We start from the raw sequence: 20,313 nt of genomic DNA on the forward strand, positions 1-20,313 counted from the left end.
TAATGGCGCAGGTGCTCGAGTTCAAGCTGCCCGACCTCGGGGAGGGGCTCACCGAGGCGGAGATAGTGCAGTGGCTGGTGGGAGTCGGCGACGTCGTCGCCGTCGACCAGCCCGTCGTCGAGGTCGAGACCGCCAAGGCGATGGTCGAGGTGCCGTGCCCGTACGGCGGTGTGGTCACGGCCCGCTTCGGCGACGAGGGCAGCGAACTGCCGGTCGGGGCGCCGCTCTTGATGGTGGCCGTGGGCGCGCGGTCGGCTTCGGAGGTGCCGCTCTCGGACGTTCCCGTGCCGTCGTCGGACGCCGCCGAAGAGCCCGCCAAGGCGGGCCAGGACGGGCGCCAGGAGGCCGCTGGGGCGGCGAAGAAGGCGGAGCAGGCAGAGGGCTCGGGGAACGTGCTGGTGGGGTACGGAACCACCGCCGCGCCGACCCGGCGCAGGCGGGTGCGGCCCGCGCCGCTGGACAGCGTGCCCGCCGCACCGGAGAGCGCCCCGCGCGCCCAGGGCCCCGTCCCCGTGATCTCCCCGCTCGTCCGCAAGCTCGCCCGCGACCGCGGCGTCGACCTCAGAGAGCTGACCGGATCGGGGCCCGACGGGCTCATCCTCAGGGGAGACGTGGAGAAGGCGGCGAACGCGGCGAGCACGGTGAACGCGTCGAGCGCCGTCACCGAGGCGCCCGCCACCCCCGCGCCGACCGGGCCCCCGGCCGCCGCCCCGGCCTCCGCCCCGGCCTCCGCCCGGCAGGAACACCGCACGCCCCTGCGCGGCATTCGCGGCGCCGTGGCCGACAAGCTGTCCCGCAGCCGGCGCGAGATACCCGACGCCACCTGCTGGGTGGACGCCGACGCCACGGAACTCATGCACGCGCGCGTGGCGATGAATTCCGCGACCGGCCCCTCCGCGGGGCCCAAGATCTCCGTGCTCGCGCTCCTCGCCCGTATCTGCACCGCGGCCCTGGCCCGCTACCCGGAGCTGAACGCCACGGTCGACACCGAGCGGCGCGAGATCGTCCGGCTCGACGAGGTACACCTCGGGTTCGCCGCGCAGACCGATCGGGGCCTGGTCGTGCCCGTCGTACGGGACGCCCACACGCGCGGCGCCGAATCGCTGAGCGGCGAGTTCGCCCGGCTCACCGAGGCCGCGCGGACCGGGACGCTGTCCCCCGCGCAGCTCACCGGCGGCACTTTCACGCTGAACAACTACGGCGTGTTCGGCGTCGACGGCTCCACGCCGATCATCAACCACCCCGAGGCGGCCATGCTCGGCGTCGGCCGCATCACCGCCAAACCCTGGGTGCACGAAGGGGAGTTGGCCGTCCGCCAGGTCGTCCAGCTCTCGCTCACCTTCGACCACCGGGTGTGCGACGGCGGCACGGCGGGCGGCTTCCTGCGGTACGTCGCGGACTGCGTCGAGAACCCGGCGGTGCTGCTGCGCACGCTGTGACCGGTGCGCCGGGCGCGGCGGACGGCACGGATCGCCCGCCCGCCTGGTGGCATTGATCGCCCGTACGCCCATACTCGGGGGATGAACGCGTACGACGCCATCGTCCTCGCCGGGGGCGGCGCGCGGCGCCTCGGTGGCGCGGACAAGCCCGGAGTACGGGTCGGCGGCCGCGCGCTGCTCGACCGGGTCCTGCACGCGTGCGCCGGGGCCCGCGCCACCGTGGTGGTCGCCGAGCCGCGCGACACCGGCCGCCCCGTCGTCTGGGCCCGCGAGGAGCCGCCCGGCGGTGGGCCGCTCGCCGCGCTGGAGGCGGGGATCCGGGGGCTCGAGGCCGCGGAGGCCCCGGCGGCGGAGAGCGTTCTCGTGCTCTCCGCCGATCTGCCGTTCCTGGGGGAGCCGACCGTACGACGGCTCCTCGCCGCGCTGGAGGGCGACGCGGCCGACGGCGCCCTGCTTCCCGACGGCGTCCCGTCCACCGACAGTGCCCCGCTTGCCGATGGCGCCCTGCTCACCGATGCCGACGGCCGGGAGCAGCCGCTCGTCGCCGCCTACCGGTACGCGGTACTGCGCCGGGTACTCGGTGAACTCAAGGCCGAACACGGTGACCTCAACGGACTGCCGCTGCGTCTGCTCACCCGTAATCTCAGCCTCACCCGCATCACCGACCCCGTCGCGTCGTTCGACTGCGACACCTGGGACGACATCGCCGCCGCCCGGTCACGCATCAGGGAGCATGGACGAGTGCTTGACGAATGGATCACCGCAGCCAAGAACGAACTGGGCATCGACCTGGACGTCGACACGGGCGTCCTGCTCGACCTCGCCCGTGACGCCGCGCACGGCGTCGCGCGCCCCGCGGCGCCGCTGACGACGTTCCTCGTGGGATACGCGGCGGCGCAGGCGGGCGGCGGCCCCGAGGCCGTGGCGTCCGCCGCGGCGAAGGCGGTCGAGCTCGCGAACCGCTGGGCGCAGGAGGCCGATTCCCCGCAGGGGACCGAGGCCAAGCCCGGTGACGCCGCCTCTCCGGACGCGGGATGAGCGCCCGCAGCGGGCGGTCGGCGCAGGCCGCCCCGGCGGGCGTCGACCCGATGGACGTCGACGTGGACGAGGCACTCGCCCTGGCGAACGACAACCGCCCCGGCGGCGGGCGCCCGGGCGACGACCGGGCCGCCGCCCACCGCCCCGCCCCGTCCACCCCACAAGCGTCACAAGCCCCGCAGGCCCCGCAGACCTCGCAAGCCCCCACGGCCCCGGGCACCTCCACCCCGCCGCCCCGCCCCCGACCCCGCCACGCTGCGACCTCCTGGCCCGCTGCCCGGCGCACCGCCGCCCGCGCCGAACGCGGCCCGCGCGGAGCGACCGGCGTCCCGCTCGACCAGGCGCTCGGCCTGGTCCTCGCCGCCCCGCTGACCGCCCTGACGGACCTGCCCTCCTTCGACACCTCGGCGATGGACGGCTGGGTCGTCGCGGGCCCGGGCCCCTGGGCCGTGGGCGGCGAAGGGCTGCTCGCCGGGCACGAACCGCCCGCCCCGCTGGCCGACGGCGAGGCCGCGGCGATCGCGACCGGTGCCCGCGTGCCCCCGGACGCCACGGCCGTCATCCGCAGCGAGCACGGCCACATCGACGCGGCCGGCCAGCTGCACCCGCTGCGCGAGGTCGCCCACGGCCAGGACATCCGCCCGCGCGGCCAGGAGTGCCGCAGCGGCGACCTGCTGCTGCCCGCGGGCGCCCTCGTCACCCCGGCCGTCCTCGGTCTCGCCGCCGCCGCGGGCTACGACACCCTGACCGTCGTCCCGCGGCCGACGGTCGAAGTCCTGATCCTCGGCGACGAGTTGCTCACCTCGGGCCTCCCCCGCGACGGCCTCATCCGGGACGCGCTCGGCCCGATGCTCCCGCACTGGCTGCGCGCCCTCGGCGTCGAGGTGACGTCCGTGCGCAGGCTCGGCGACGACGCGAAGGCGCTGCTCAAGGCAGTGCGCGAGGCAAGCGCCGACCTGGTCGTGACCACCGGCGGCACCGCGTCAGGGCCCGTCGACCATGTGCACCCCACCCTGCGCGCCGTCGACGCCGAACTGCTCGTCGACGGGGTCGCCGTCCGCCCCGGCCACCCGATGCTGCTTGCCCGCCTCAAGGAGGGACAGCACCTGGTCGGCCTCCCCGGCAACCCCCTCGCGGCCGTCTCCGGTCTGCTCACGCTCGCCGAGCCGCTGCTGCGGGTGCTCTCGGGCCGGGCCCAGGACCAGACGCACAGCTCCGCACAGCGCCAAGTGCACGACGGGCGCCAGCAGTCCGACGGGGACCGGAACGCGGACGCGTACACCGCCCCCCTGCACACGGTGGCCCCCGGCCACCCCCACGACACCCGCCTCATCCCCATCGTGCTGCGGCAGGACGACGGCAGTGGGCACGAGTGGGCGGTGCCTCTGCACTACAACGGTCCGGCCATGCTGCGTGGCATCGCGGCCGCCGATGGGCTCGCCGTCATCCCGCCCGGCGGCGCCAAGGAAGGCCAGGAGGTGGAGATCCTCGACCTTCCGTGGTCGTGGAACCCCGGCCTGCCCGGTCTCAACCCGGCGGGAAACGAAGGGTGTTTCACGTGAAACTGGCCGGCGATGACGCCATCGCACGCCAAGAGGAAGAGCGGACCGCGACCTACCGGGTGAAACTCCCCCGGCGGGTCGTCGAGCGTCCGATCCTCCAAGTGGCCCGGCGCGTGCTGATAGCGCTCACCGTGCTCGTCGTCACCGCGCTCATCGTGTGGATCGACCGAGACGGCTACAACGACAACTCCGATGGCCATGTCGATCTGCTCGACTCGTTCTACTACGCGACCGTCACGCTCTCGACCACGGGATACGGCGACATCACGCCGGTCAGTGACGCGGCGCGGCTCACCAATATCTTCGTCATCACGCCGCTGCGTGTGCTCTTCCTGATCATCCTGGTCGGCACCACGCTCGAAGTCCTCACCGAGCGGACGCGGGAGGAATGGCGCCTGAAACGCTGGAGGTCCACCTTGCGTGACCACACTGTCGTCGTCGGCTTCGGCACCAAGGGCCGCAGCGCCGTGGAGACCGTCTGCGCGAGCGGGCTGAAGCCCGAGCAGGTCGTTGTGGTCGACCCCAGCCCCAAGGTCGTCGAGAGCGCCAACGCCCATGGATACGCGGGCGTGACGGGCGATGCCACGCGCAGCTCGGTCCTGTTGCAGGCCGAGGTGCAGCGGGCACGGAAGATCATCATCGCGACGCAGCGCGACGACACGGCGGTCCTGGTGACGCTCACCGCGCGGCAGTTGAACCGTGGGGCGAAGATCGTCGCCGCGGTCCGCGAGGAGGAGAACGCGCCGCTGCTGCGCCAGTCCGGCGCCGACGCCGTCATCACCAGCGCCAGCGCGGCGGGCCGGCTGCTCGGCCTCTCCGTGCTCAGCCCGCACGCGGGCATGGTCATGGAGGACCTCATCCAGAAGGGCTCCGGCCTCGATCTGGTCGAGCGCCCGGTCACGAAGTCCGAGGTCGGACTGCAGCCGAAGGAGACGGAGGACCTGGTCGTCAGCGTCATCCGGGGGCACCGGGTTCTCGGTTACGACGACTCGGCCGTCGGTTCGCTCAAGCTGACGGACCGCCTCATCACGATCACCCGCGTCACGCCCATGACCCAGCTGGCACCGGACATGAAGCCGACGCCCCGCAACTGATGGCCCGGGCGGCGCCCCCCCCGGACGCGCGGCTGCCCCGCCACCTCCCCGTGACTGATCCACGGGAGTAGCCTCGCGGCCATGCATGCGATCACGATCCCGGAACCCGGCGGACCCGAGGCGCTCGTCTGGACGGAGGTCCCCGACCCCGTACCCGGCGAGGGCGAGGTCCTGGTCGAGGTGGTCTCCAGCGCCGTCAACCGCGCCGATCTGCTCCAGCGGCAGGGCTTCTACAACCCGCCGCCCGGCACCTCCCCCTATCCGGGCCTGGAGTGCGCCGGCCGGATCGTCGAGCTCGGCGCCGGAGTCTCCGGCTGGTCGGTCGGCGACGAGGTGTGCGGGCTGCTCGTGGGCGGCGGCTACGCGGAGAAGGCCGCCGTCCCCGCGGGACAGCTCCTCCCGGTGCCGAAGGGCCTCGACCTGGCCACGGCCGCCGCGCTGCCCGAGGTGACCTGCACCGTCTGGTCCAACGTCTTCATGATCGCCCACCTGCGGCCGGGCGAGACCTTCCTCGTGCACGGCGGCTCCAGCGGCATCGGCACCATGGCGATCCAGCTGGCGAAGTCGGTCGGCGCGAAGGTCGCGGTCACGGCGGGCACCAAGGAGAAGCTCGACTTTTGCGCGGAGCTCGGCGCGGACATCCTGATCAACTACCGCGAGCAGGACTTCGTGGAAGAGATCAAGAACGCCACGGGCGGGGCGGGCGCCGACGTCATCCTCGACAACATGGGCGCCAAGTACCTGAACCGCAACGTCGACGCCCTCGCCACCAGCGGCCGGCTCGCCATCATCGGCATGCAGGGCGGGGTGAAGGGCGAGCTGAACATCGCCACGCTGCTCGGCAAGCGCGGCGCCATCACCGCGACCACGCTGCGGGCCCGCCCGCAGGGCGAGAAGGCGTCGATCGTCGCGGCCGTGCGCGAGCACGTGTGGCCGCTGGTCGAGGGCGGCCATGTGCGGCCGATCGTGGACCGCACGCTGCCGATGAGCGATGCCGCGCAGGGTCACCGGATCCTGGAGGAGTCGGGTCACATCGGCAAGGTGCTGCTCACCAACGAGTAGCCGGTACGTGTCACCGGCGCAGCCGCAGCGCGAGGAACCCGAGGCCGAGCCCCGTGAGCAGCAGCCCCGCCCCCAGTGGCAGCACGTTCACCAAGGGCCTGGCCCCGGGCTCGCCCACGGCCTGCCGCGCGGAGTCGGGGCGCTCGGAGGCGGGTCGCTCGGGGCGCGGCTCCCGCGAGACCGCGGGCGGTGGGTCGGTGGCGGCCGGGGGCAGCACGACCCCGCTGGTGTCCGGCGCGGGCAGCTCGCGCCCCGGCGGCGTCCGGCCCACGCCCGCCCGGCTGCCCGCGAGGGACCCGTGCGGCGAGGGCTCGGCGGCGTACGAGGGGGCCGCCGGCAGCGCCGGAACCACCGGCACCGCCAGGAACAGCGGCACGGAGAAGAGAAGCCCGGCCACCCACCGAAGCCGCCCCATCCCCAGCCCCTTCCGCTCCCGGTTCGTCCAGATGCTTGTGCCAAGCCTCACATAGCCGGATAAAACAGGCACGCCGGATTTCGGTCCGCCGGGCATGGTGGATCAGCTCCGAACGGGGGCACCACCGAGATGTGACAGCGACGTACGAGAGAATGGCGGCATGGAGATGCCGAGGAACGAACAGTCGCCGGACAACCCGCAGGTCCTGGTCGTGGGCCAGGACGGCATGGCACTCGGTGGCGGTGGCGGCGACGAGTCCCGCGAGATCCCGGTGACCGACATGGTGGAACAGCCCGCCAAGGTGATGCGCATCGGCAGCATGATCAAGCAGCTGCTCGAAGAAGTGCGCGCGGCTCCCCTGGACGAAGCGAGCCGGCAGCGCCTCAAGGAGATCCACCACAGCTCGGTCAAGGAGCTGGAGGACGGTCTCGCCCCCGAACTCGTCGAGGAGCTGGAGCGGCTCTCCCTGCCCTTCACGGAGGAGGCGACCCCGAGCGACGCCGAGCTGCGCATCGCGCAGGCCCAGCTCGTCGGCTGGCTCGAGGGACTCTTCCACGGGATCCAGACGACGCTGTTCGCCCAGCAGATGGCGGCGCGCGCCCAGCTCGAGCAGATGCGCCGGGCGCTGCCGCCCGGCGTCGGCGGCGGCGAGGAAGAGGGCGAGGACCCGCGCGCGGGCGGCCGCTCCGGCGGTCCGTACCTCTAGACCTCTGGTCCGCAGACAGCTCACCAGGAACAACAGGCAGCTCACCCGTCACATACGTAGGGGCCCGTCACAGGACGGGCCCCTACGTGTGCGTGAACTTGGACACCGCGCGACAGGTGCCGATCGCCCCAAGTGATCACGAAATCGCCACTGGCCGCCTACAAATATGCTGCTCACGATTTGCAGGGCCTGCACGAGTACGGGTTGGATGTCCGGTCCATCTCGGAACGGCGACATGGCCGATGCCTGTAGCGTGGCCCGACGGAGTCGGTATTTCGCAACCGCGCGTACTCCGATGTATGGATCCGGCAGCACGGACAGAAACGACGGCGAGGACTGATGGCACAGCAGCAGCGCGCTCAGGGCCCGTCCGACCCCGAGGCGACTGGCGGCGGTATGTCAGATGCGCCGGAGATGTGGGGTAACGGCGGGCTCGTAGGGGATGGGCGGTATCGCCTCACCGGCAGACTCGGCCGGGGTGGCATGGCGGAGGTGTTCGCCGCCGAGGACGTACGCCTCGGGCGCACCGTCGCCGTCAAGCTGCTCCGTGCGGACCTCGCCGAGGACCCGGTCTCCAAGGCCCGCTTCACCCGCGAGGCACAGTCGGTCGCGGGGCTCAACCACCACGCGGTCGTGGCGGTCTACGACTCCGGCGAGGACGTCGTCGCCGGCAGCACCGTCCCGTACATCGTGATGGAGCTGGTCGAGGGCCGCACCATCCGCGACCTGCTGCTCAGCGCTGAGCCGCCGGGCGCGGAGCAGGCCCTGATCATCGTCTCGGGTGTCCTCGAAGCGCTGGCCTATTCGCACCAGCACGGCATCGTGCACCGCGACATCAAGCCCGCGAACGTGATCATCACCAACACCGGTGCGGTGAAGGTGATGGACTTCGGCATCGCGCGCGCCCTGCACGGCGTCCAGTCGACCATGACGCAGACCGGCATGGTCATGGGCACCCCCCAGTACCTCTCGCCCGAGCAGGCCCTCGGCAAGGCCGTCGACCACCGCTCCGACCTGTACGCCGTCGGCTGCCTGCTCTACGAACTTCTCGCGCTGCGCCCGCCGTTCACCGGTGAGACCCCGCTCTCCGTGGTCTACCAGCACGTCCAGGACACCCCCGTGCTGCCTTCCGAGGTCCTGGACGAGGTGCCGCCGGAGCTGAACGGCCTCGTCATGCGCTCCCTCGCCAAGGACCCGGACGACCGGTTCCAGACGGCCGAGGAGATGCGCGGGCTCGTCCAGTACGCGCTCCAGATGCTGTACGAGCAGGGTGGCCACACCGGCACCTGGAACACCGGCCCCCTCGATGCGCACGAGGGCGGCTCCACGCCCGCGATGGGCGTCGCCGCCACCACGGCGATGCAGCACCCGGGCGACTCCGGCACGGCCCAGCAGCCGATGCTGCGCCCGCCGGGCGGCGACGACGGCGGCTTCGACGGGAACGGGAACAGGGGCGGCGGAGGCGGCCGCGGCAAGCTGTGGATCGTCGCCGTGCTCGCGGTCATCGCCATCGCGGTGGGCGTCGCCTGGGCGCTCAGCGGCGGCGACGGCAGCGACAAGGACCCCGGCAACAAGAAGTCGCCGAGCGCCACCAAGTCCGAGAAGTCCTCGGAGCCCAGCAAGTCGGCCTCGGAGGACACCTCGGAGGCCACGGAGGAGCCGGGCACGAGCACGGGCGGCGACACCGGCTACACGCCGACGCAGGAGCCGACGACCACCAACCCGTCGCCGACGCAGTCGCAGGAGCCGACGGACGAGCCGACGCAGCCGACTCCGTCGAACACCGACGAGCCGACCGACGAGCCGACGGACGAGCCGACCGACACGGGCGAGCCGACCGGTGACGCGAGCGGGGGCGGCACGGGTGAGCCCGCCACGGACGGCGGCACCGGTGTCGTCGGCGGCGGCGACACCGGCGAGTAACCCGCCGGCCACACCCCGCTGCTCAATCGCCGCAGGGGCTTGATGCGCCCCGCTGAGCCGACCCGCCCCGCAGTTCGTGCACCGTCATGAACTGCGGGGCGACGCGCAGGTGGACCGGGTCGAAGGGCTCGCCGTCCGCGGTGCGCGGGGTCGGCCCGAAGAGCTCCAGCTCGGCCGCGGTCGGCTCGATCTGCTCGCAGGTGCCCACGCACTGCACCGACCACTGGCCCTCGTCCCCGGGCCGCTCCTGTCCCAGGTTGTCCGCCCCGTAGGCGACGACGCTGCCGATGCACGCCTCGTGGTAGCCGAAACCGCGGTGCATGCGCAGCAGCAGGCGGCCGTCGGCCACGACGTGGCGGGCGGCGGCGAGGAAGGGCAGGGCGCGCATGCTGGTCGCGACGCGGCCGTAGGGCACGCGGGCGAGCAGCTCGAAGGCGCGGTCCTGGTCCTGCGGGTCCTGCTGCGCATCGGTGGGCATGTCACCACTGTGCGCCGCGCGCGCCCCCGCGAAACAGAGGAGCCCGCCCTCAGGACGCGTGACATAGGTCCTGTGCGGGCGGGCGACCCCGGGATGCTCCCGGGCCCCCTGGAGGCTCCTGGAGTCTCCAGGGGGCCCGGGGGAGCCGTCAGTGCTTCTCGGCCTGCATACGGGCCACGTACGCGGCCGCCTGGGAGCGGCGCTCCATGCCGAGCTTGGACAGCAGGCTGGAGACGTAGTTCTTGATCGTCTTCTCGGCGAGGTGCAGCCGCTCGCCGATGACCCGGTTCGTCAGGCCCTCGCCGATCAGGTCGAGGATCTTGCGCTCCTGGTCGGTGAGGCCGGAGAGCTTGTCGTCGTCCTTGCGGCCGCCGTCGCGCAGCCGCTCCAGGACGCGGGCCGTGGCGACCGGGTCGAGCAGCGACTTGCCGGAGGCGACGTCCCGTACGGCGGTGAGCAGCTCATTGCCGCGGATCGCCTTCAGGACATAGCCGGAGGCGCCGGCCATGATCGCGTCGAAGAGCGCCTCGTCGTCCGCGAACGACGTCAGCATCAGGCACTTGACCGACTCGTCCAGGGAGCGGATCTCCCGGCACACCTCCACCCCGCTGCCGTCCGGCAGGCGCACGTCGAGCACCGCCACGTCCGGCCGGGTCGCGGGGATGCGCACCAGGGCGTCGGCGGCCGTTCCGGCCTCTCCGACCACCTCGATGTCGTCCTCGACCGACAGCAGCTCATGGACGCCGCGGCGGACCACCTCGTGGTCGTCGAGCAGAAATACATGGATTTTTCCGTCTTCGCGCACGGCCTCAGTCTCACACACGAACCCTTCCCGCGCGCTGGGTGACCGGGATAACGTGCCGGTGTTCCGGCCCCCTGCCAGGCTGAGATCCAGTACCTGTCGCACAGCTGTGACCTGCGACGCTTCGTCTTCCCTCGCGATACTAGGAAATCCAACCAACGAACTACTTGGAAATCCAAGCAAAATCGCAGGTCAGATGGGGTTTCGCAGATGTGTGACCCACTGGGTAACGTGCTGGGTGAAGGGTGCTTGCCGGAGCATTTGTCACGCCTGTCGCCGGCACCTCGCACCCACCCCGTGCGTGGACGGATCAGGCGAGCCGAGCCGACTGGCCATCCGGCAATCCCGGGGCCGGACCGACGGAGGAGCACACGTGACCGTAGACAGTGCCGACAGCACTGCCGCAGCGCAGAAGGCACAGCCGCCGCGCAAGCGGACCGCTGCGAAGAAGTCTGCGAAGAAGTCCCCCGGCAAGACCGCCGCCGCCAAGGCCCCCGCGAAGCGGGTGACCAAGAAGGCCGCCGAGGCCGCCGCGCCGCAGAGCGACCTGGTGCAGCTGCTGACCCCTGAGGGCGAGCGCGTCCCGAACCCCGAGTACGACAAGTACGTCGCCGACATCACGGACGACGAGCTGCGCGCCCTGTACCGCGACATGGTCCTCACGCGCCGCTTCGACGCCGAGGCCACGGCCCTGCAGCGCCAGGGCGAGCTGGGCCTGTGGGCCTCGCTGCTCGGCCAGGAGGCGGCCCAGATCGGCTCCGGGCGGGCCACCCGCGAGGACGACTACGTCTTCCCGACCTACCGCGAGCACGGCGTCGCCTGGTGCCGCGGGGTCGACCCCACGAACCTGCTCGGCATGTTCCGCGGCGTGAACCACGGCGGCTGGGACCCGAACAGCAACAACTTCCACCTGTACACGATCGTCATCGGCTCGCAGACCTTGCACGCCACCGGCTACGCGATGGGCGTCGCCAAGGACGGCGTGGACAGCGCGGTGATCGCGTACTTCGGTGACGGCGCCTCCAGCCAGGGCGACGTCCTGGAGGCCTTCAACTTCGGGGCCGTCTACAACGCCCCCGTCGTGTTCTTCTGCCAGAACAACCAGTGGGCGATCTCCGAGCCGACCGAGCGCCAGATGCGTGTGCCGCTGTACCAGCGCGCGCAGGGCTTCGGCTTCCCGGGCGTACGCGTGGACGGCAACGACGTGCTGGCCTGCCTCGCCGTGACCCGCTGGGCCCTCGACCGGGCCCGGCAGGGCGAGGGCCCCGCGCTGATCGAGGCGTTCACGTACCGGATGGGTGCGCACACCACCTCCGACGACCCGTCGAAGTACCGGTCCGACGACGAGCGCGTCGCCTGGGAGGTGAAGGACCCGATCCTGCGCCTGCGCGCGTACCTGGAGTCCCAAACCGACACGGATGAGGGATTCTTCGCGGAACTCGACGCCGAGAGCGAGACGTTGGGCAAGCGAGTACGCGATGTCGTACGGGCCATGCCGGACCCGGACCTCATGGCGATCTTCGAGAACGTGTACGCGGACGGGCACGCGCTCGTCGACGAGGAGCGCGCTCAATTCGCCGCCTACCAGGCGTCGTTCGCGGACGGGGAGGCCTGACGATCATGGCGGTACAGAAGCTTCCGATCGCCAAGGCGATCAACGAGTCGCTGCGCACGGCGCTCGACAACGACCCGAAGGTCCTCGTCATGGGCGAGGACGTCGGCAAGCTCGGCGGCGTCTTCCGCGTCACCGACGGCCTGCAGAAGGACTTCGGCGAGGACCGGGTCATCGACACCCCGCTCGCCGAGTCCGGCATCGTCGGCACCGCGATCGGCCTCGCGCTGCGCGGCTACCGGCCGGTCGTGGAGATCCAGTTCGACGGTTTCGTCTTCCCCGCGTACGACCAGATCGTCACGCAGCTCGCGAAGATGCACGCCCGCGCGCTCGGCAAGGTCAAGACGCCCGTCGTCATCCGGATCCCGTACGGCGGCGGCATCGGCGCGGTCGAGCACCACAGCGAGTCGCCCGAGGCGCTGTTCGCGCACGTGTCGGGCCTCAAGGTGGTCAGCCCCTCGAACGCGTCGGACGCCTACTGGATGCTCCAGCAGGCCATCCAGAGCGACGACCCGGTGATCTTCTTCGAGCCCAAGCGGCGCTACTGGGACAAGGGCGAGGTCGACACCGAGGCCGTTCCCGGCGACCTGCACAAGGCCGCCGTCGCGCGCGAGGGCAGCGACCTGACGCTCGCCGCGTACGGGCCGATGGTGAAGGTCTGCCTGGAGGCGGCCGCGGCCGCCGAGGAGGAGGGCAAGTCCCTGGAGGTCCTCGACCTGCGCTCCATCTCGCCGATGGACTTCGACACCGTGCAGAAGTCGGTGGAGAAGACCCGCCGCCTCGTCATCGTGCACGAGGCACCCGTCTTCCTCGGCTCCGGCGCGGAGCTCGCGGCCCGGATCACCGAGCGGTCCTTCTACCACCTGGAGGCGCCCGTGCTGCGGGTCGGCGGGTACCACGCGCCGTATCCGCCGGCGCGCCTGGAGGAGGAGTACCTGCCGGGTCTTGACCGGGTGCTCGATGCCGTCGACCGTTCGCTGGCGTACTGAGAGGGGGCTGTAGATCATGGCTCGTGAGTTCAAGATGCCCGACGTGGGCGAAGGCCTGACCGAGGCCGAGATCCTCAAGTGGTACGTGCAGCCGGGCGACTCCGTCGAGGACGGCCAGGTCGTGTGCGAGGTCGAGACCGCGAAGGCGGCCGTCGAGCTGCCGATCCCGTACGACGGGGTGGTCAAGGCGCTGCTCTTCCCCGAGGGGACCACGGTCGACGTCGGCCAGGTGATCATCTCTGTGGACGTGGCGGGGGACGCGCCCGAGCCGGCCGCACCCGCGGCGGAGCCGGAGGCCGAGACCGAAGGCGAGGCCGAGGCGCCCCAGGGCCGGCAGCCCGTGCTCGTGGGGTACGGCGTCGCCGAGTCCTCCACGAAGCGCCGCGCCCGCAAGGGGGCCGAGTCAGAGTCGGTGCCCGCCACCAACGGCACGGCCACGCTGACCCGGCCCCTCGCCAAGCCGCCCGTGCGCAAGCTCGCCAAGGACCTCGGCGTGGACCTCGCCGCCGTGATCCCGTCCGGCAGCGACGGGATCATCACGCGCGAGGACGTGCACGCGGCCGTCGCGCCCGCGCCCGAGGTGCCCGCCCAGGCCCCCGCGCCGACGGCGGCTCCCGCCACCGCCCCCGCCTCGTACGACTCCGTCCGCGAGACCCGGATTCCGATCAAGGGGGTCCGCAAGGCGACCGCGCAGGCGATGGTGAACTCGAAGTTCACGGCGCCGCACGTCACGGAGTTCGTGACCATCGACGTGACGCGCACGATGAAGCTTGTTGAGGAGCTCAAGGGCGACAAGGACATGGCGGGGCTGCGGGTCAACCCGCTGCTGCTCATCTCCAAGGCGCTGCTCGTCGCGATCAAGCGGAACCCCGAGGTCAACTCCGCCTGGGACGAGGCCAACCAGGAGATCGTCCAGAAGCACTACGTGAATCTGGGCATCGCCGCGGCCACCCCGCGCGGGCTGATCGTGCCGAACATCAAGGACGCGCAGGCCAAGACCCTGCCCGAACTGGCGTCCGCGCTGGGCGAGCTGGTCTCCACCGCGCGCGAGGGCAAGACGTCCCCGGCCGCGATGCAGGGCGGGACCGTCACGATCACCAACGTGGGTGTGTTTGGCGTCGACACCGGTACGCCGATCCTGAACCCCGGTGAGTCGGCGATCCTCGCCGTCGGAGCGATCAAGCTTCAGCCGTGGGTCCACAAGGGCAAGGTCAAGCCGCGCCAGGTCACCACCCTGGCGCTCTCCTTCGACCACCGGTTGGTGGACGGGGAGCTGGGATCCAAGGTCCTCGCGGACGTCGCGGCGATCCTGGAGCGTCCGAAGCGCTTGATCACCTGGGCCTGATCACCTGGGCCTGATCGCCTGTCCCTCCGGCGACGGGGTTGCGGCCTGGGGCTCTGCCCCGGACCCCGCTCCTCAATCGCCGGAGGGGCTTGGTTTACCCGGCCCTACTTCTTGAACCCGTAATCCATCAGCTTCTTGGCGTCGGACGTCCGCGCGTTGACGGACGTCGACTTCAGCACCGTCCCGATCACGGTCTTCCCGCTGCGCGTCGCCGCGAAGACGAGGCAGTAGCCGGCCTCCGGGCCCGACCCGGTCTTGACGCCGATGGCCCCCGAGTACGTACCGAGCAGGTTGTTCGTGTTGGACCACGACATGTTCCGGTAGCCGCCGGACTTCGTCGTGACCTTCTGCTTCGTCGACTTCGTCTTCACGACCGAGCGGAACGTCGCGTTCTTCATCGCCGAGGACGCGATCTTCGTGATGTCGCGCGGAGTCGAGTAGTTGGCGCCCTTGCCGATGCCGTCGAACGAATCGAAGTGGGTGTTCTTCAGGCCCATGTCGGTCGCCGACTTGTTCATCTTGCCGATGAACGACTTCACGCGCGCCGCACGGGTCGAGCCCGAGCCGAACTTGTCCGCGAGCGCGTACGCCGCGTCGCAGCCCGAGGGCAGCATCAGGCCGTACAGCAGCTGGCGGACGGTGACCTTGTCGCCGACGATCAGGCGGGCCGACGACGCGGTGTTCTTGACGATGTAGTCGCTGTACGCCTTCTGGATCGTGACCTTGGAATCCAGGTTCAGATTCGGCTGGGCCAGCACCACCTTGGCGGTCATGATCTTGGTGGTGGAGCCGGTGGACCTACGGGTGTCCGCGGCCTTTGTGAACAGGCTCGAACCCGTTCCGTTGTTCATCACATAGCCACCGGCCGCGGCGACCGTGGGCTTGGCCGGCGCCGTGGCGGCCTGCGCGGTGGTGCTCAGCGCACCGCTGGTGATCACGGTTCCCGCGACGAGAACGGCTATGCCCGCTGTGCGAGTTTTCAAGTCGAGTGCTCCAAGTGTCCCTTGTGGGGCACCCCTTGAGGAATGGGGGTGCCCTGTGTGAGACACGTGAAGGGGCCTGTCGGTTGCGCGGGGCCCTGGGGGAACGAGGGAGCGAATATCCCGCATCTTGGACGCCGACCATCTTGCGTACGTGTTGTATCTATGATGTGCGCATGCCGTCGACCGCCACAGAAACCGCCACAGAAAAGGCCGCTGCCCCCAAGCCCGCCGCGGAGAAGCGCCAGCCCGCCGCCGAGCGCGTCTACGACCACGTGAAGCGGGGCGTCCTCGAGCGCCGCTACGAGGGCGGGACGCTGCTCACCGAGGGCGAGCTCGCCGAGGCCGTAGGCGTCTCCCGCACACCCGTACGGGAGGCGCTGCTCAAGCTGGAGGTCGAAGGGCTGCTCAAGCTCTACCCGAAGAAGGGCGCCCTGGTCCTGCCGGTCTCCGCGCAGGAGATCGCGGACGTCGTGGAGACCCGGCTGCTCGTCGAGGAGCACGCGGTGCGCAAGGCCGTGCCCGCCCAGCCGCAGCTCATCGCGCGCCTGGAAGAACTCCTGGAGGAACAGCGGGCACAGGCCGCCGCCGGACAGTTCACCGAGGCCGCCACCACCGACCGCTGCTTCCACGCGGAGATCGTCCGCAGCGGGGGCAACGAGATCCTCGCCCGCCTCTACGACCAGCTGCGCGACCGGCAGCTGAGGATGGGCGTCGCCGTGATGCGCTCGCACCCCGACCGCATCGCGAAGACGCTCTCCGAGCACAGCGAGATCCTCGACGCGCTGCGCGCCGGGGACGAGGAGGCCGCCGTCGCCGTCGTGCGCCGGCACGTCAGCTGGGTGCGGAGCCTGGCGCGGGGTGACGAGCGATGAGTTCAGCCGCCTCCGCGTCCTCCCCCTCGATGTCCCTGCCCGGCGATCCGCCCGGCGGGCGGCGGGCCGTCGCCGTCTGGTCGATCGGCGTCGCCGTCTACTTCGTCGCCGTCATCTTCCGTACGTCGCTGGGCGTCGCGGGCCTCGACGCCGTCGAGCGCTTCCACATCAACGCCTCGGCCCTGTCGACGTTCTCGATCCTCCAGCTGCTCGTGTACGCGGGCATGCAGATACCCGTCGGCCTGATGGTCGACCGGCTCGGCACCAAGAAGGTCCTGACGCTCGGCGTGATCCTGTTCACCGTCGGACAGCTCGGCTTCGCGTTCTCCTCCTCGTACTCCATGGCGCTCGTGTCGCGCGCGCTGCTCGGCTGCGGCGACGCCATGACCTTCATCAGCGTGCTGCGGCTCGGCACGCGGTGGTTCCCGGCGCGGCGCGGGCCGCTGGTCGCGCAGCTCGCGGGGCTCGTCGGCATGGCGGGCAACCTCGTCTCCACGCTGGTCATCGCGCGGCTGCTGCACGGCATCGGGTGGACGGCCGCGTTCGCGGGCAGCGCGCTCGCGGGCGTCGTGGTGCTCGTGCTGATGCTGCTGTTCCTCAAGGACCACCCCGAGGGGTTCGAGCCCGCACCGCCGTCCGGCGCGCACAAGGGCGCCGCGTCTGTGCGCCGGCAGATCGCGGCGACCTGGCGGGAGCCGGGGACGCGGCTCGGCCTGTGGGTGCACTTCTCCACGCAGTTCCCGGCGATGGTGTTCCTGCTGCTGTGGGGGCTGCCGTTCCTGGTGGAGGCGCAGGGCCTCTCGCGGGGCACGGCCGGTGAACTGCTGACGCTCGTCGTCCTCTCCAACATGACGGTCGGGCTCGTCTACGGGCAGATCGTGGCGCGGCACCACGCGGCGCGGCTGCCGCTCGCGCTCGGGACCGTGGCGGCGACCGCGGTGATGTGGGCGATGCCGGTGGTGTGGCCGGGGCAGTCGCCGATGTGGCTGCTCGTAGTGATGTGCGTGGTGCTCGGGGCGTGCGGGCCCGCGTCGATGATCGGGTTCGACTTCGCGCGGCCCGCGAATCCGCCGGAGCGGCAGGGGACGGCGTCCGGGATCGTCAACATGGGCGGGTTCATCGCCTCGATGACGACGCTGCTCGCGGTGGGGGTGCTGCTCGACGCGACCGGCGACAACTACCGGGTGGCGTTCTCCGCGGTGTTCGTCCTCGAGGTGCTCGGCGTGAGCCAGATCCTCCGGTTGCGGCGGCGGGCGGCTCGCGCCGAGCGTGAGCGGTTGGTGGCTTCCCGGGTGGCGTCGGTGCACGTCCCCGTGTGATCCGGCGGGGCCGGCGCCGTCGTCATGGGTGCGCGGCACCGGAGGCCGCCTTGCCCACCCTGCCTTCCCCAAGCTCTCCGACAAGCTCCGAGCAGGGAAGACCCCATTAGGCGGCAGATTGCCCAAGGCGCTGGCGGCGGGGCGTACCGAAGGTCAGGGCGTGACGGCCAGCGCCGACAGGATCGCGGACGCGAGATCCGCGTCGCCCTCCGACTTCACCCGGTCCGCCACCGCGTCCACCGTGACCCGCCCGCAGGACAGCCGTACGTACGTCTCCCAGTCCAGGGCGATCGTCACCGCCGGGCCGAGCGAGGGGGAGCCGTCGACCGTGCCCCTGCCGTCCGCGTCCACGCGCACCGTGCGCAGGAACTCCACCGGCCCGTGCACATCGAAGACGACGGCCGAGTCCGCCGGGGCGCCCGCGTCCTTCGTGACGATCTTCGGGAGGATCGACAGGAGCAGGTCCCGGGTCACGTACGCGCCCGGGGAGTCGAGGTTGCCGGGCTTGCCGAGCGCCCAGCGCAGATCCTGCTCGTGCGCCCAGATGTCGAACGCCCGCCTGCGCATGGCGAATTCGAGGGTCTCCTCGATGCCGCGCGGGCCGCGCACGATGGTCGAGGGGTCGCGGGACTCGTTGCGAAGGTGCCGGTTGCGGCGGATGACCGTGTACTCGAGCTCCGAGACCATTTCGGGTGCCGTGTGGTGCCGGCGGATGTCGACCTGGACCTCTTGGTAGCGCTGCGACTCCGTCTGCACGTGGTAGAGGTCGCGGGGCAGCGTGTGGATGGGCCGCGGGTCGCCGAGCATCTCGCAGTCGACGCCGATCACGTGCGAGACGACGTCGCGCACCGACCAGCCCGGGCACGGTGTCGCCCGGTTCCATTCGCCTTCGGCGAGCGGGGTGACCAGCTCGGATATCGCTTCCACGGAGTGGGTCCAGGCGTCGGCGTAGGTCTGAAGGCTGGGGTGGAGACTCACGGAAGGGGACCCCTCGAGCGGTGGTACACGGGCGTTTAGACAGTCGTCGGGCACGGGCGTGGGTGTCTTGAGAGGCTAAGTTACGCTGCCCGTAGGCACCCCGGCAGTGCTTTGGTGTGACGAACGCAGGGCTGTTGTTGACGTAGAGCCGACGGCTCGAATGCCAGGACGGTGGTAGTGTGCGCGCCTCGCTCATCCAGATCGCGGTAAATGACGACAAAGTGGCCGAGTCAGTCAACGCCCGCCGGGAGCGCGTGAGTTCACTGGTACGAGAAGAGGCGGGGCGCGCCGATCTCGTCGTGCTTCCCGAGTTGTGGACTACCGGGGCGTTCGCCTACGAGCTGTTCTCCGAGGAGGCCGAGCCGCTGGAGGGCCCGACCTTCGAGGCGATGGCCAAGGCCGCGCGGGACGCGGGCGTATGGCTGCACGCGGGTTCGATCCCGGAGCGCGATCCGGAGGGCCCCCTCTACAACACCTCGCTGGTCTTCTCCCCCGACGGTGAACTCGCCGCCGCCTACCGGAAGATCCACCGGTTCGGCTTCGACAAGGGCGAGGCCGTGCTGATGGCGGCGGGCGAGGAACTGGTGACGGTGCGGCTTCCGGAGACGGTGGCGGGCGTGACCACGTGTTACGACCTGCGGTTCCCGGAGCTGTACCGGGGGTTGGTGGACCGGGGTGCGCAGACGCTGATCGTGTCGGCGGGGTGGCCCGAGCGGCGGCGCTCGCACTGGACGCTGCTCGCGCAGGCGCGGGCCGTGGAGAACCAGGCGTACGTTCTGGCGTGCGGAAGTGCCGGTACGCATGCGGGGGTTGCGCAGGCCGGGCACAGCGTCGTGGTCGATCCGTGGGGTGTCGTGCTCGCGGAGGCGGGGGCCGGGGAAGAGGTGCTGCGGGTGGAGTTCGACCCGGCGAAGGTCGGGGTCACCCGTGAGCAGTTCCCGGCGCTGAAGGACCGCCGGCTGGGGCTCGCGGCGCCGACCGGTCGATAGCGGGCTGCACCGGGGGCTCTTGGGCGGGTGCCGTGGTCAGGGCCCGTGGTCGTGGGTGCGCGGCACCGTTTTCCGACCTGTACCGGGGTTGGCGCCTGCCGTCTTGGGTGCGCGGCACCGGACTTCGATCTGTGCCGGGGTTGGCGCCCGTCGTCCTGGGTGCGCGGCACCGGTTTCCGGTCTGTACCGGGGTTGGCGCCCGTGGCCATAGTTGCGCGGCACCGGGGGCCGCCTTGCCCACCCTGCCGCCCAAGGCGGCAGATTGCCCAAGTCGGTGGCGGTCGACCGCAACGGGTGGGGAGTTGTTTCTGTGGCAGGTTGCCCTGGCGGGGTGGTCGACCGTAATGGGTGGGGAGTTGTTTCTGTGGCAGGTTGCCCTGGCGGGGTGGTCGACCGTAATGGGTGGGGAGTTGTTTCTGTGGCAGGTTGCCCCAGGCGGGGGTGGTCGACCGTGACGGGTGGGGAGTCGTCCCTGTGGCAGGTTGCCCTGGCGGGGTGGACGACCGTGACGGGTGGGAGCCGTCCCTGCGGCAGGTTGCCCAAGGCGGTGGCGGTTGAGCGTGACGGGTGGGGGCCGCACCGGGGCAGGTTGCCCAACGCGAGGGCCGCTGACCGCGACGGGTGGGCAGCCGTTGGCCCGAGGCGGTGGCCGCGCCCCGTGAGGCCGACGCCCCCGGAGGGGGCGGGTGGGTGGGAGAAGGGCGGCG

At 71.3% G+C, this 20,313-nt stretch carries 18 protein-coding genes; 13 read left to right on the forward strand and 5 right to left on the reverse strand.

What is annotated here, in order from left to right:
• Window positions 1-2: 2 nt before the first annotated feature.
• The 5 genes from ACFV9W_RS13420 (at window position 3) to ACFV9W_RS13440 (ending at window position 6,195) form a co-directional block, all read left to right on the forward strand.
• Window positions 3-1,439, forward strand: a complete 1,437-nt coding sequence (locus tag ACFV9W_RS13420) for a dihydrolipoamide acetyltransferase family protein (RefSeq protein ID WP_385759197.1) — start codon at window positions 3-5, stop codon at window positions 1,437-1,439.
• A gap of 81 nt (window positions 1,440-1,520) precedes the next feature.
• Window positions 1,521-2,477, forward strand: coding sequence for a DUF6457 domain-containing protein (locus ACFV9W_RS13425; RefSeq protein WP_385759199.1), 957 nt, complete (start codon window positions 1,521-1,523; stop codon window positions 2,475-2,477).
• Window positions 2,474-4,039: a molybdopterin molybdotransferase MoeA gene (locus tag ACFV9W_RS13430; RefSeq protein WP_385759202.1), complete on the forward strand. Its 1,566-nt coding sequence runs from the start codon at window positions 2,474-2,476 to the stop codon at window positions 4,037-4,039. The genes ACFV9W_RS13425 and ACFV9W_RS13430 overlap by 4 nt, the downstream gene beginning before the upstream one ends.
• Window positions 4,036-5,133, forward strand: coding sequence for a potassium channel family protein (locus tag ACFV9W_RS13435; RefSeq protein ID WP_385759205.1), 1,098 nt, complete (start codon window positions 4,036-4,038; stop codon window positions 5,131-5,133). The genes ACFV9W_RS13430 and ACFV9W_RS13435 overlap by 4 nt, the downstream gene beginning before the upstream one ends.
• 81 nt (window positions 5,134-5,214) lie before the next feature.
• A complete protein-coding gene (locus tag ACFV9W_RS13440) occupies window positions 5,215-6,195 on the forward strand; it encodes an NAD(P)H-quinone oxidoreductase (protein WP_385759207.1) in 981 nt (326 codons plus the stop codon).
• 10 nt (window positions 6,196-6,205) lie between these two features.
• Here ACFV9W_RS13440 and ACFV9W_RS13445 read toward each other — a convergent pair whose 3' ends face one another.
• The gene (locus tag ACFV9W_RS13445; RefSeq protein ID WP_385759209.1) at window positions 6,206-6,610 is read right to left on the reverse strand and encodes a hypothetical protein; all 405 of its coding nucleotides are present in this window, start codon (window positions 6,608-6,610) and stop codon (window positions 6,206-6,208) included.
• Window positions 6,611-6,770: 160 nt separating this feature from the next.
• Here ACFV9W_RS13445 and ACFV9W_RS13450 point away from each other — a divergent pair, with 160 nt between their 5' ends.
• Both ACFV9W_RS13450 and ACFV9W_RS13455 read left to right on the forward strand, forming a co-directional pair.
• Window positions 6,771-7,316, forward strand: a complete 546-nt coding sequence (locus tag ACFV9W_RS13450; RefSeq protein WP_385759212.1) for a bacterial proteasome activator family protein — start codon at window positions 6,771-6,773, stop codon at window positions 7,314-7,316.
• A 339-nt stretch (window positions 7,317-7,655) separates the two neighbouring features.
• The gene (locus ACFV9W_RS13455) at window positions 7,656-9,239 is read left to right on the forward strand and encodes a protein kinase (protein WP_385759214.1); all 1,584 of its coding nucleotides are present in this window, start codon (window positions 7,656-7,658) and stop codon (window positions 9,237-9,239) included.
• 22 nt (window positions 9,240-9,261) lie between these two features.
• Here the strand turns inward: ACFV9W_RS13455 and ACFV9W_RS13460 are convergent, their stop codons facing one another.
• On the reverse strand, window positions 9,262-9,717 hold the full coding sequence (locus ACFV9W_RS13460; protein ID WP_385759217.1) for a pyridoxamine 5'-phosphate oxidase family protein: 456 nt from the start codon (window positions 9,715-9,717) through the stop codon (window positions 9,262-9,264).
• A gap of 148 nt (window positions 9,718-9,865) precedes the next feature.
• Entirely contained in the window at window positions 9,866-10,522 is a 657-nt protein-coding gene (locus ACFV9W_RS13465; RefSeq protein WP_385759220.1) for a response regulator, read from the reverse strand.
• 193 nt (window positions 10,523-10,715) lie between these two features.
• Here ACFV9W_RS13465 and pdhA point away from each other — a divergent pair, with 193 nt between their 5' ends.
• Genes pdhA through ACFV9W_RS13480 form a run of 3 tightly spaced genes read left to right on the forward strand, consistent with a single transcriptional unit; the run spans window position 10,716 to window position 14,465 of the window.
• Window positions 10,716-12,134, forward strand: coding sequence for a pyruvate dehydrogenase (acetyl-transferring) E1 component subunit alpha (gene pdhA, locus ACFV9W_RS13470; RefSeq protein WP_385759223.1), 1,419 nt, complete (start codon window positions 10,716-10,718; stop codon window positions 12,132-12,134).
• A gap of 5 nt (window positions 12,135-12,139) precedes the next feature.
• Complete coding sequence (locus ACFV9W_RS13475) at window positions 12,140-13,120, forward strand: alpha-ketoacid dehydrogenase subunit beta (RefSeq protein WP_385759226.1); 981 nt, start codon at window positions 12,140-12,142, stop codon at window positions 13,118-13,120.
• 16 nt (window positions 13,121-13,136) lie between these two features.
• On the forward strand, window positions 13,137-14,465 hold the full coding sequence (locus ACFV9W_RS13480; RefSeq protein ID WP_385759228.1) for a dihydrolipoamide acetyltransferase family protein: 1,329 nt from the start codon (window positions 13,137-13,139) through the stop codon (window positions 14,463-14,465).
• A 104-nt stretch (window positions 14,466-14,569) separates the two neighbouring features.
• Here the strand turns inward: ACFV9W_RS13480 and ACFV9W_RS13485 are convergent, their stop codons facing one another.
• The gene (locus ACFV9W_RS13485; RefSeq protein WP_385759303.1) at window positions 14,570-15,427 is read right to left on the reverse strand and encodes a D-alanyl-D-alanine carboxypeptidase family protein; all 858 of its coding nucleotides are present in this window, start codon (window positions 15,425-15,427) and stop codon (window positions 14,570-14,572) included.
• A 194-nt stretch (window positions 15,428-15,621) separates the two neighbouring features.
• Here ACFV9W_RS13485 and ACFV9W_RS13490 point away from each other — a divergent pair, with 194 nt between their 5' ends.
• Window positions 15,622-16,320, forward strand: a complete 699-nt coding sequence (locus ACFV9W_RS13490) for a GntR family transcriptional regulator (RefSeq protein ID WP_385759231.1) — start codon at window positions 15,622-15,624, stop codon at window positions 16,318-16,320.
• The gene (locus tag ACFV9W_RS13495; RefSeq protein WP_385759234.1) at window positions 16,317-17,639 is read left to right on the forward strand and encodes a nitrate/nitrite transporter; all 1,323 of its coding nucleotides are present in this window, start codon (window positions 16,317-16,319) and stop codon (window positions 17,637-17,639) included. Before ACFV9W_RS13490 ends, ACFV9W_RS13495 begins: the two co-directional genes overlap by 4 nt.
• 153 nt (window positions 17,640-17,792) lie before the next feature.
• Here the strand turns inward: ACFV9W_RS13495 and ACFV9W_RS13500 are convergent, their stop codons facing one another.
• Window positions 17,793-18,617 carry a maleylpyruvate isomerase family mycothiol-dependent enzyme gene (locus ACFV9W_RS13500; protein WP_385759237.1) on the reverse strand — a complete coding sequence of 275 codons (825 nt, stop codon included), beginning with the start codon at window positions 18,615-18,617 and terminating at the stop codon, window positions 17,793-17,795.
• 179 nt (window positions 18,618-18,796) lie between these two features.
• Here ACFV9W_RS13500 and ACFV9W_RS13505 point away from each other — a divergent pair, with 179 nt between their 5' ends.
• Window positions 18,797-19,606: a carbon-nitrogen family hydrolase gene (locus ACFV9W_RS13505; RefSeq protein WP_385759239.1), complete on the forward strand. Its 810-nt coding sequence runs from the start codon at window positions 18,797-18,799 to the stop codon at window positions 19,604-19,606.
• Window positions 19,607-20,313: the final 707 nt, after the last annotated feature.

Source organism: Streptomyces sp. NPDC059897 (assembly GCF_042730865.1).
Classification (GTDB): Bacteria; Actinomycetota; Actinomycetes; order Streptomycetales; family Streptomycetaceae; genus Streptomyces.

What these genes read in the sequence shown, in the direction of transcription:
- ACFV9W_RS13420 (WP_385759197.1), top strand. Translation starts at nt 3, where the DNA reads ATGGCGCAGGTGCTCGAGTTCAAGCTGCCCGACCTCGGGGAGGGGCTC.
- ACFV9W_RS13425 (WP_385759199.1), top strand. Translation starts at nt 1,521, where the DNA reads ATGAACGCGTACGACGCCATCGTCCTCGCCGGGGGCGGCGCGCGGCGC.
- ACFV9W_RS13430 (WP_385759202.1), top strand. Translation starts at nt 2,474, where the DNA reads ATGAGCGCCCGCAGCGGGCGGTCGGCGCAGGCCGCCCCGGCGGGCGTC.
- ACFV9W_RS13440 (WP_385759207.1), top strand. Translation starts at nt 5,215, where the DNA reads ATGCATGCGATCACGATCCCGGAACCCGGCGGACCCGAGGCGCTCGTC.
- ACFV9W_RS13445 (WP_385759209.1), bottom strand. Translation starts at nt 6,610, where the DNA reads ATGGGGCGGCTTCGGTGGGTGGCCGGGCTTCTCTTCTCCGTGCCGCTG.
- ACFV9W_RS13450 (WP_385759212.1), top strand. Translation starts at nt 6,771, where the DNA reads ATGGAGATGCCGAGGAACGAACAGTCGCCGGACAACCCGCAGGTCCTG.
- ACFV9W_RS13455 (WP_385759214.1), top strand. Translation starts at nt 7,656, where the DNA reads ATGGCACAGCAGCAGCGCGCTCAGGGCCCGTCCGACCCCGAGGCGACT.
- ACFV9W_RS13460 (WP_385759217.1), bottom strand. Translation starts at nt 9,717, where the DNA reads ATGCCCACCGATGCGCAGCAGGACCCGCAGGACCAGGACCGCGCCTTC.
- pdhA (WP_385759223.1), top strand. Translation starts at nt 10,716, where the DNA reads ATGGGGTTTCGCAGATGTGTGACCCACTGGGTAACGTGCTGGGTGAAG.
- ACFV9W_RS13475 (WP_385759226.1), top strand. Translation starts at nt 12,140, where the DNA reads ATGGCGGTACAGAAGCTTCCGATCGCCAAGGCGATCAACGAGTCGCTG.
- ACFV9W_RS13480 (WP_385759228.1), top strand. Translation starts at nt 13,137, where the DNA reads ATGGCTCGTGAGTTCAAGATGCCCGACGTGGGCGAAGGCCTGACCGAG.
- ACFV9W_RS13490 (WP_385759231.1), top strand. Translation starts at nt 15,622, where the DNA reads ATGCCGTCGACCGCCACAGAAACCGCCACAGAAAAGGCCGCTGCCCCC.
- ACFV9W_RS13495 (WP_385759234.1), top strand. Translation starts at nt 16,317, where the DNA reads ATGAGTTCAGCCGCCTCCGCGTCCTCCCCCTCGATGTCCCTGCCCGGC.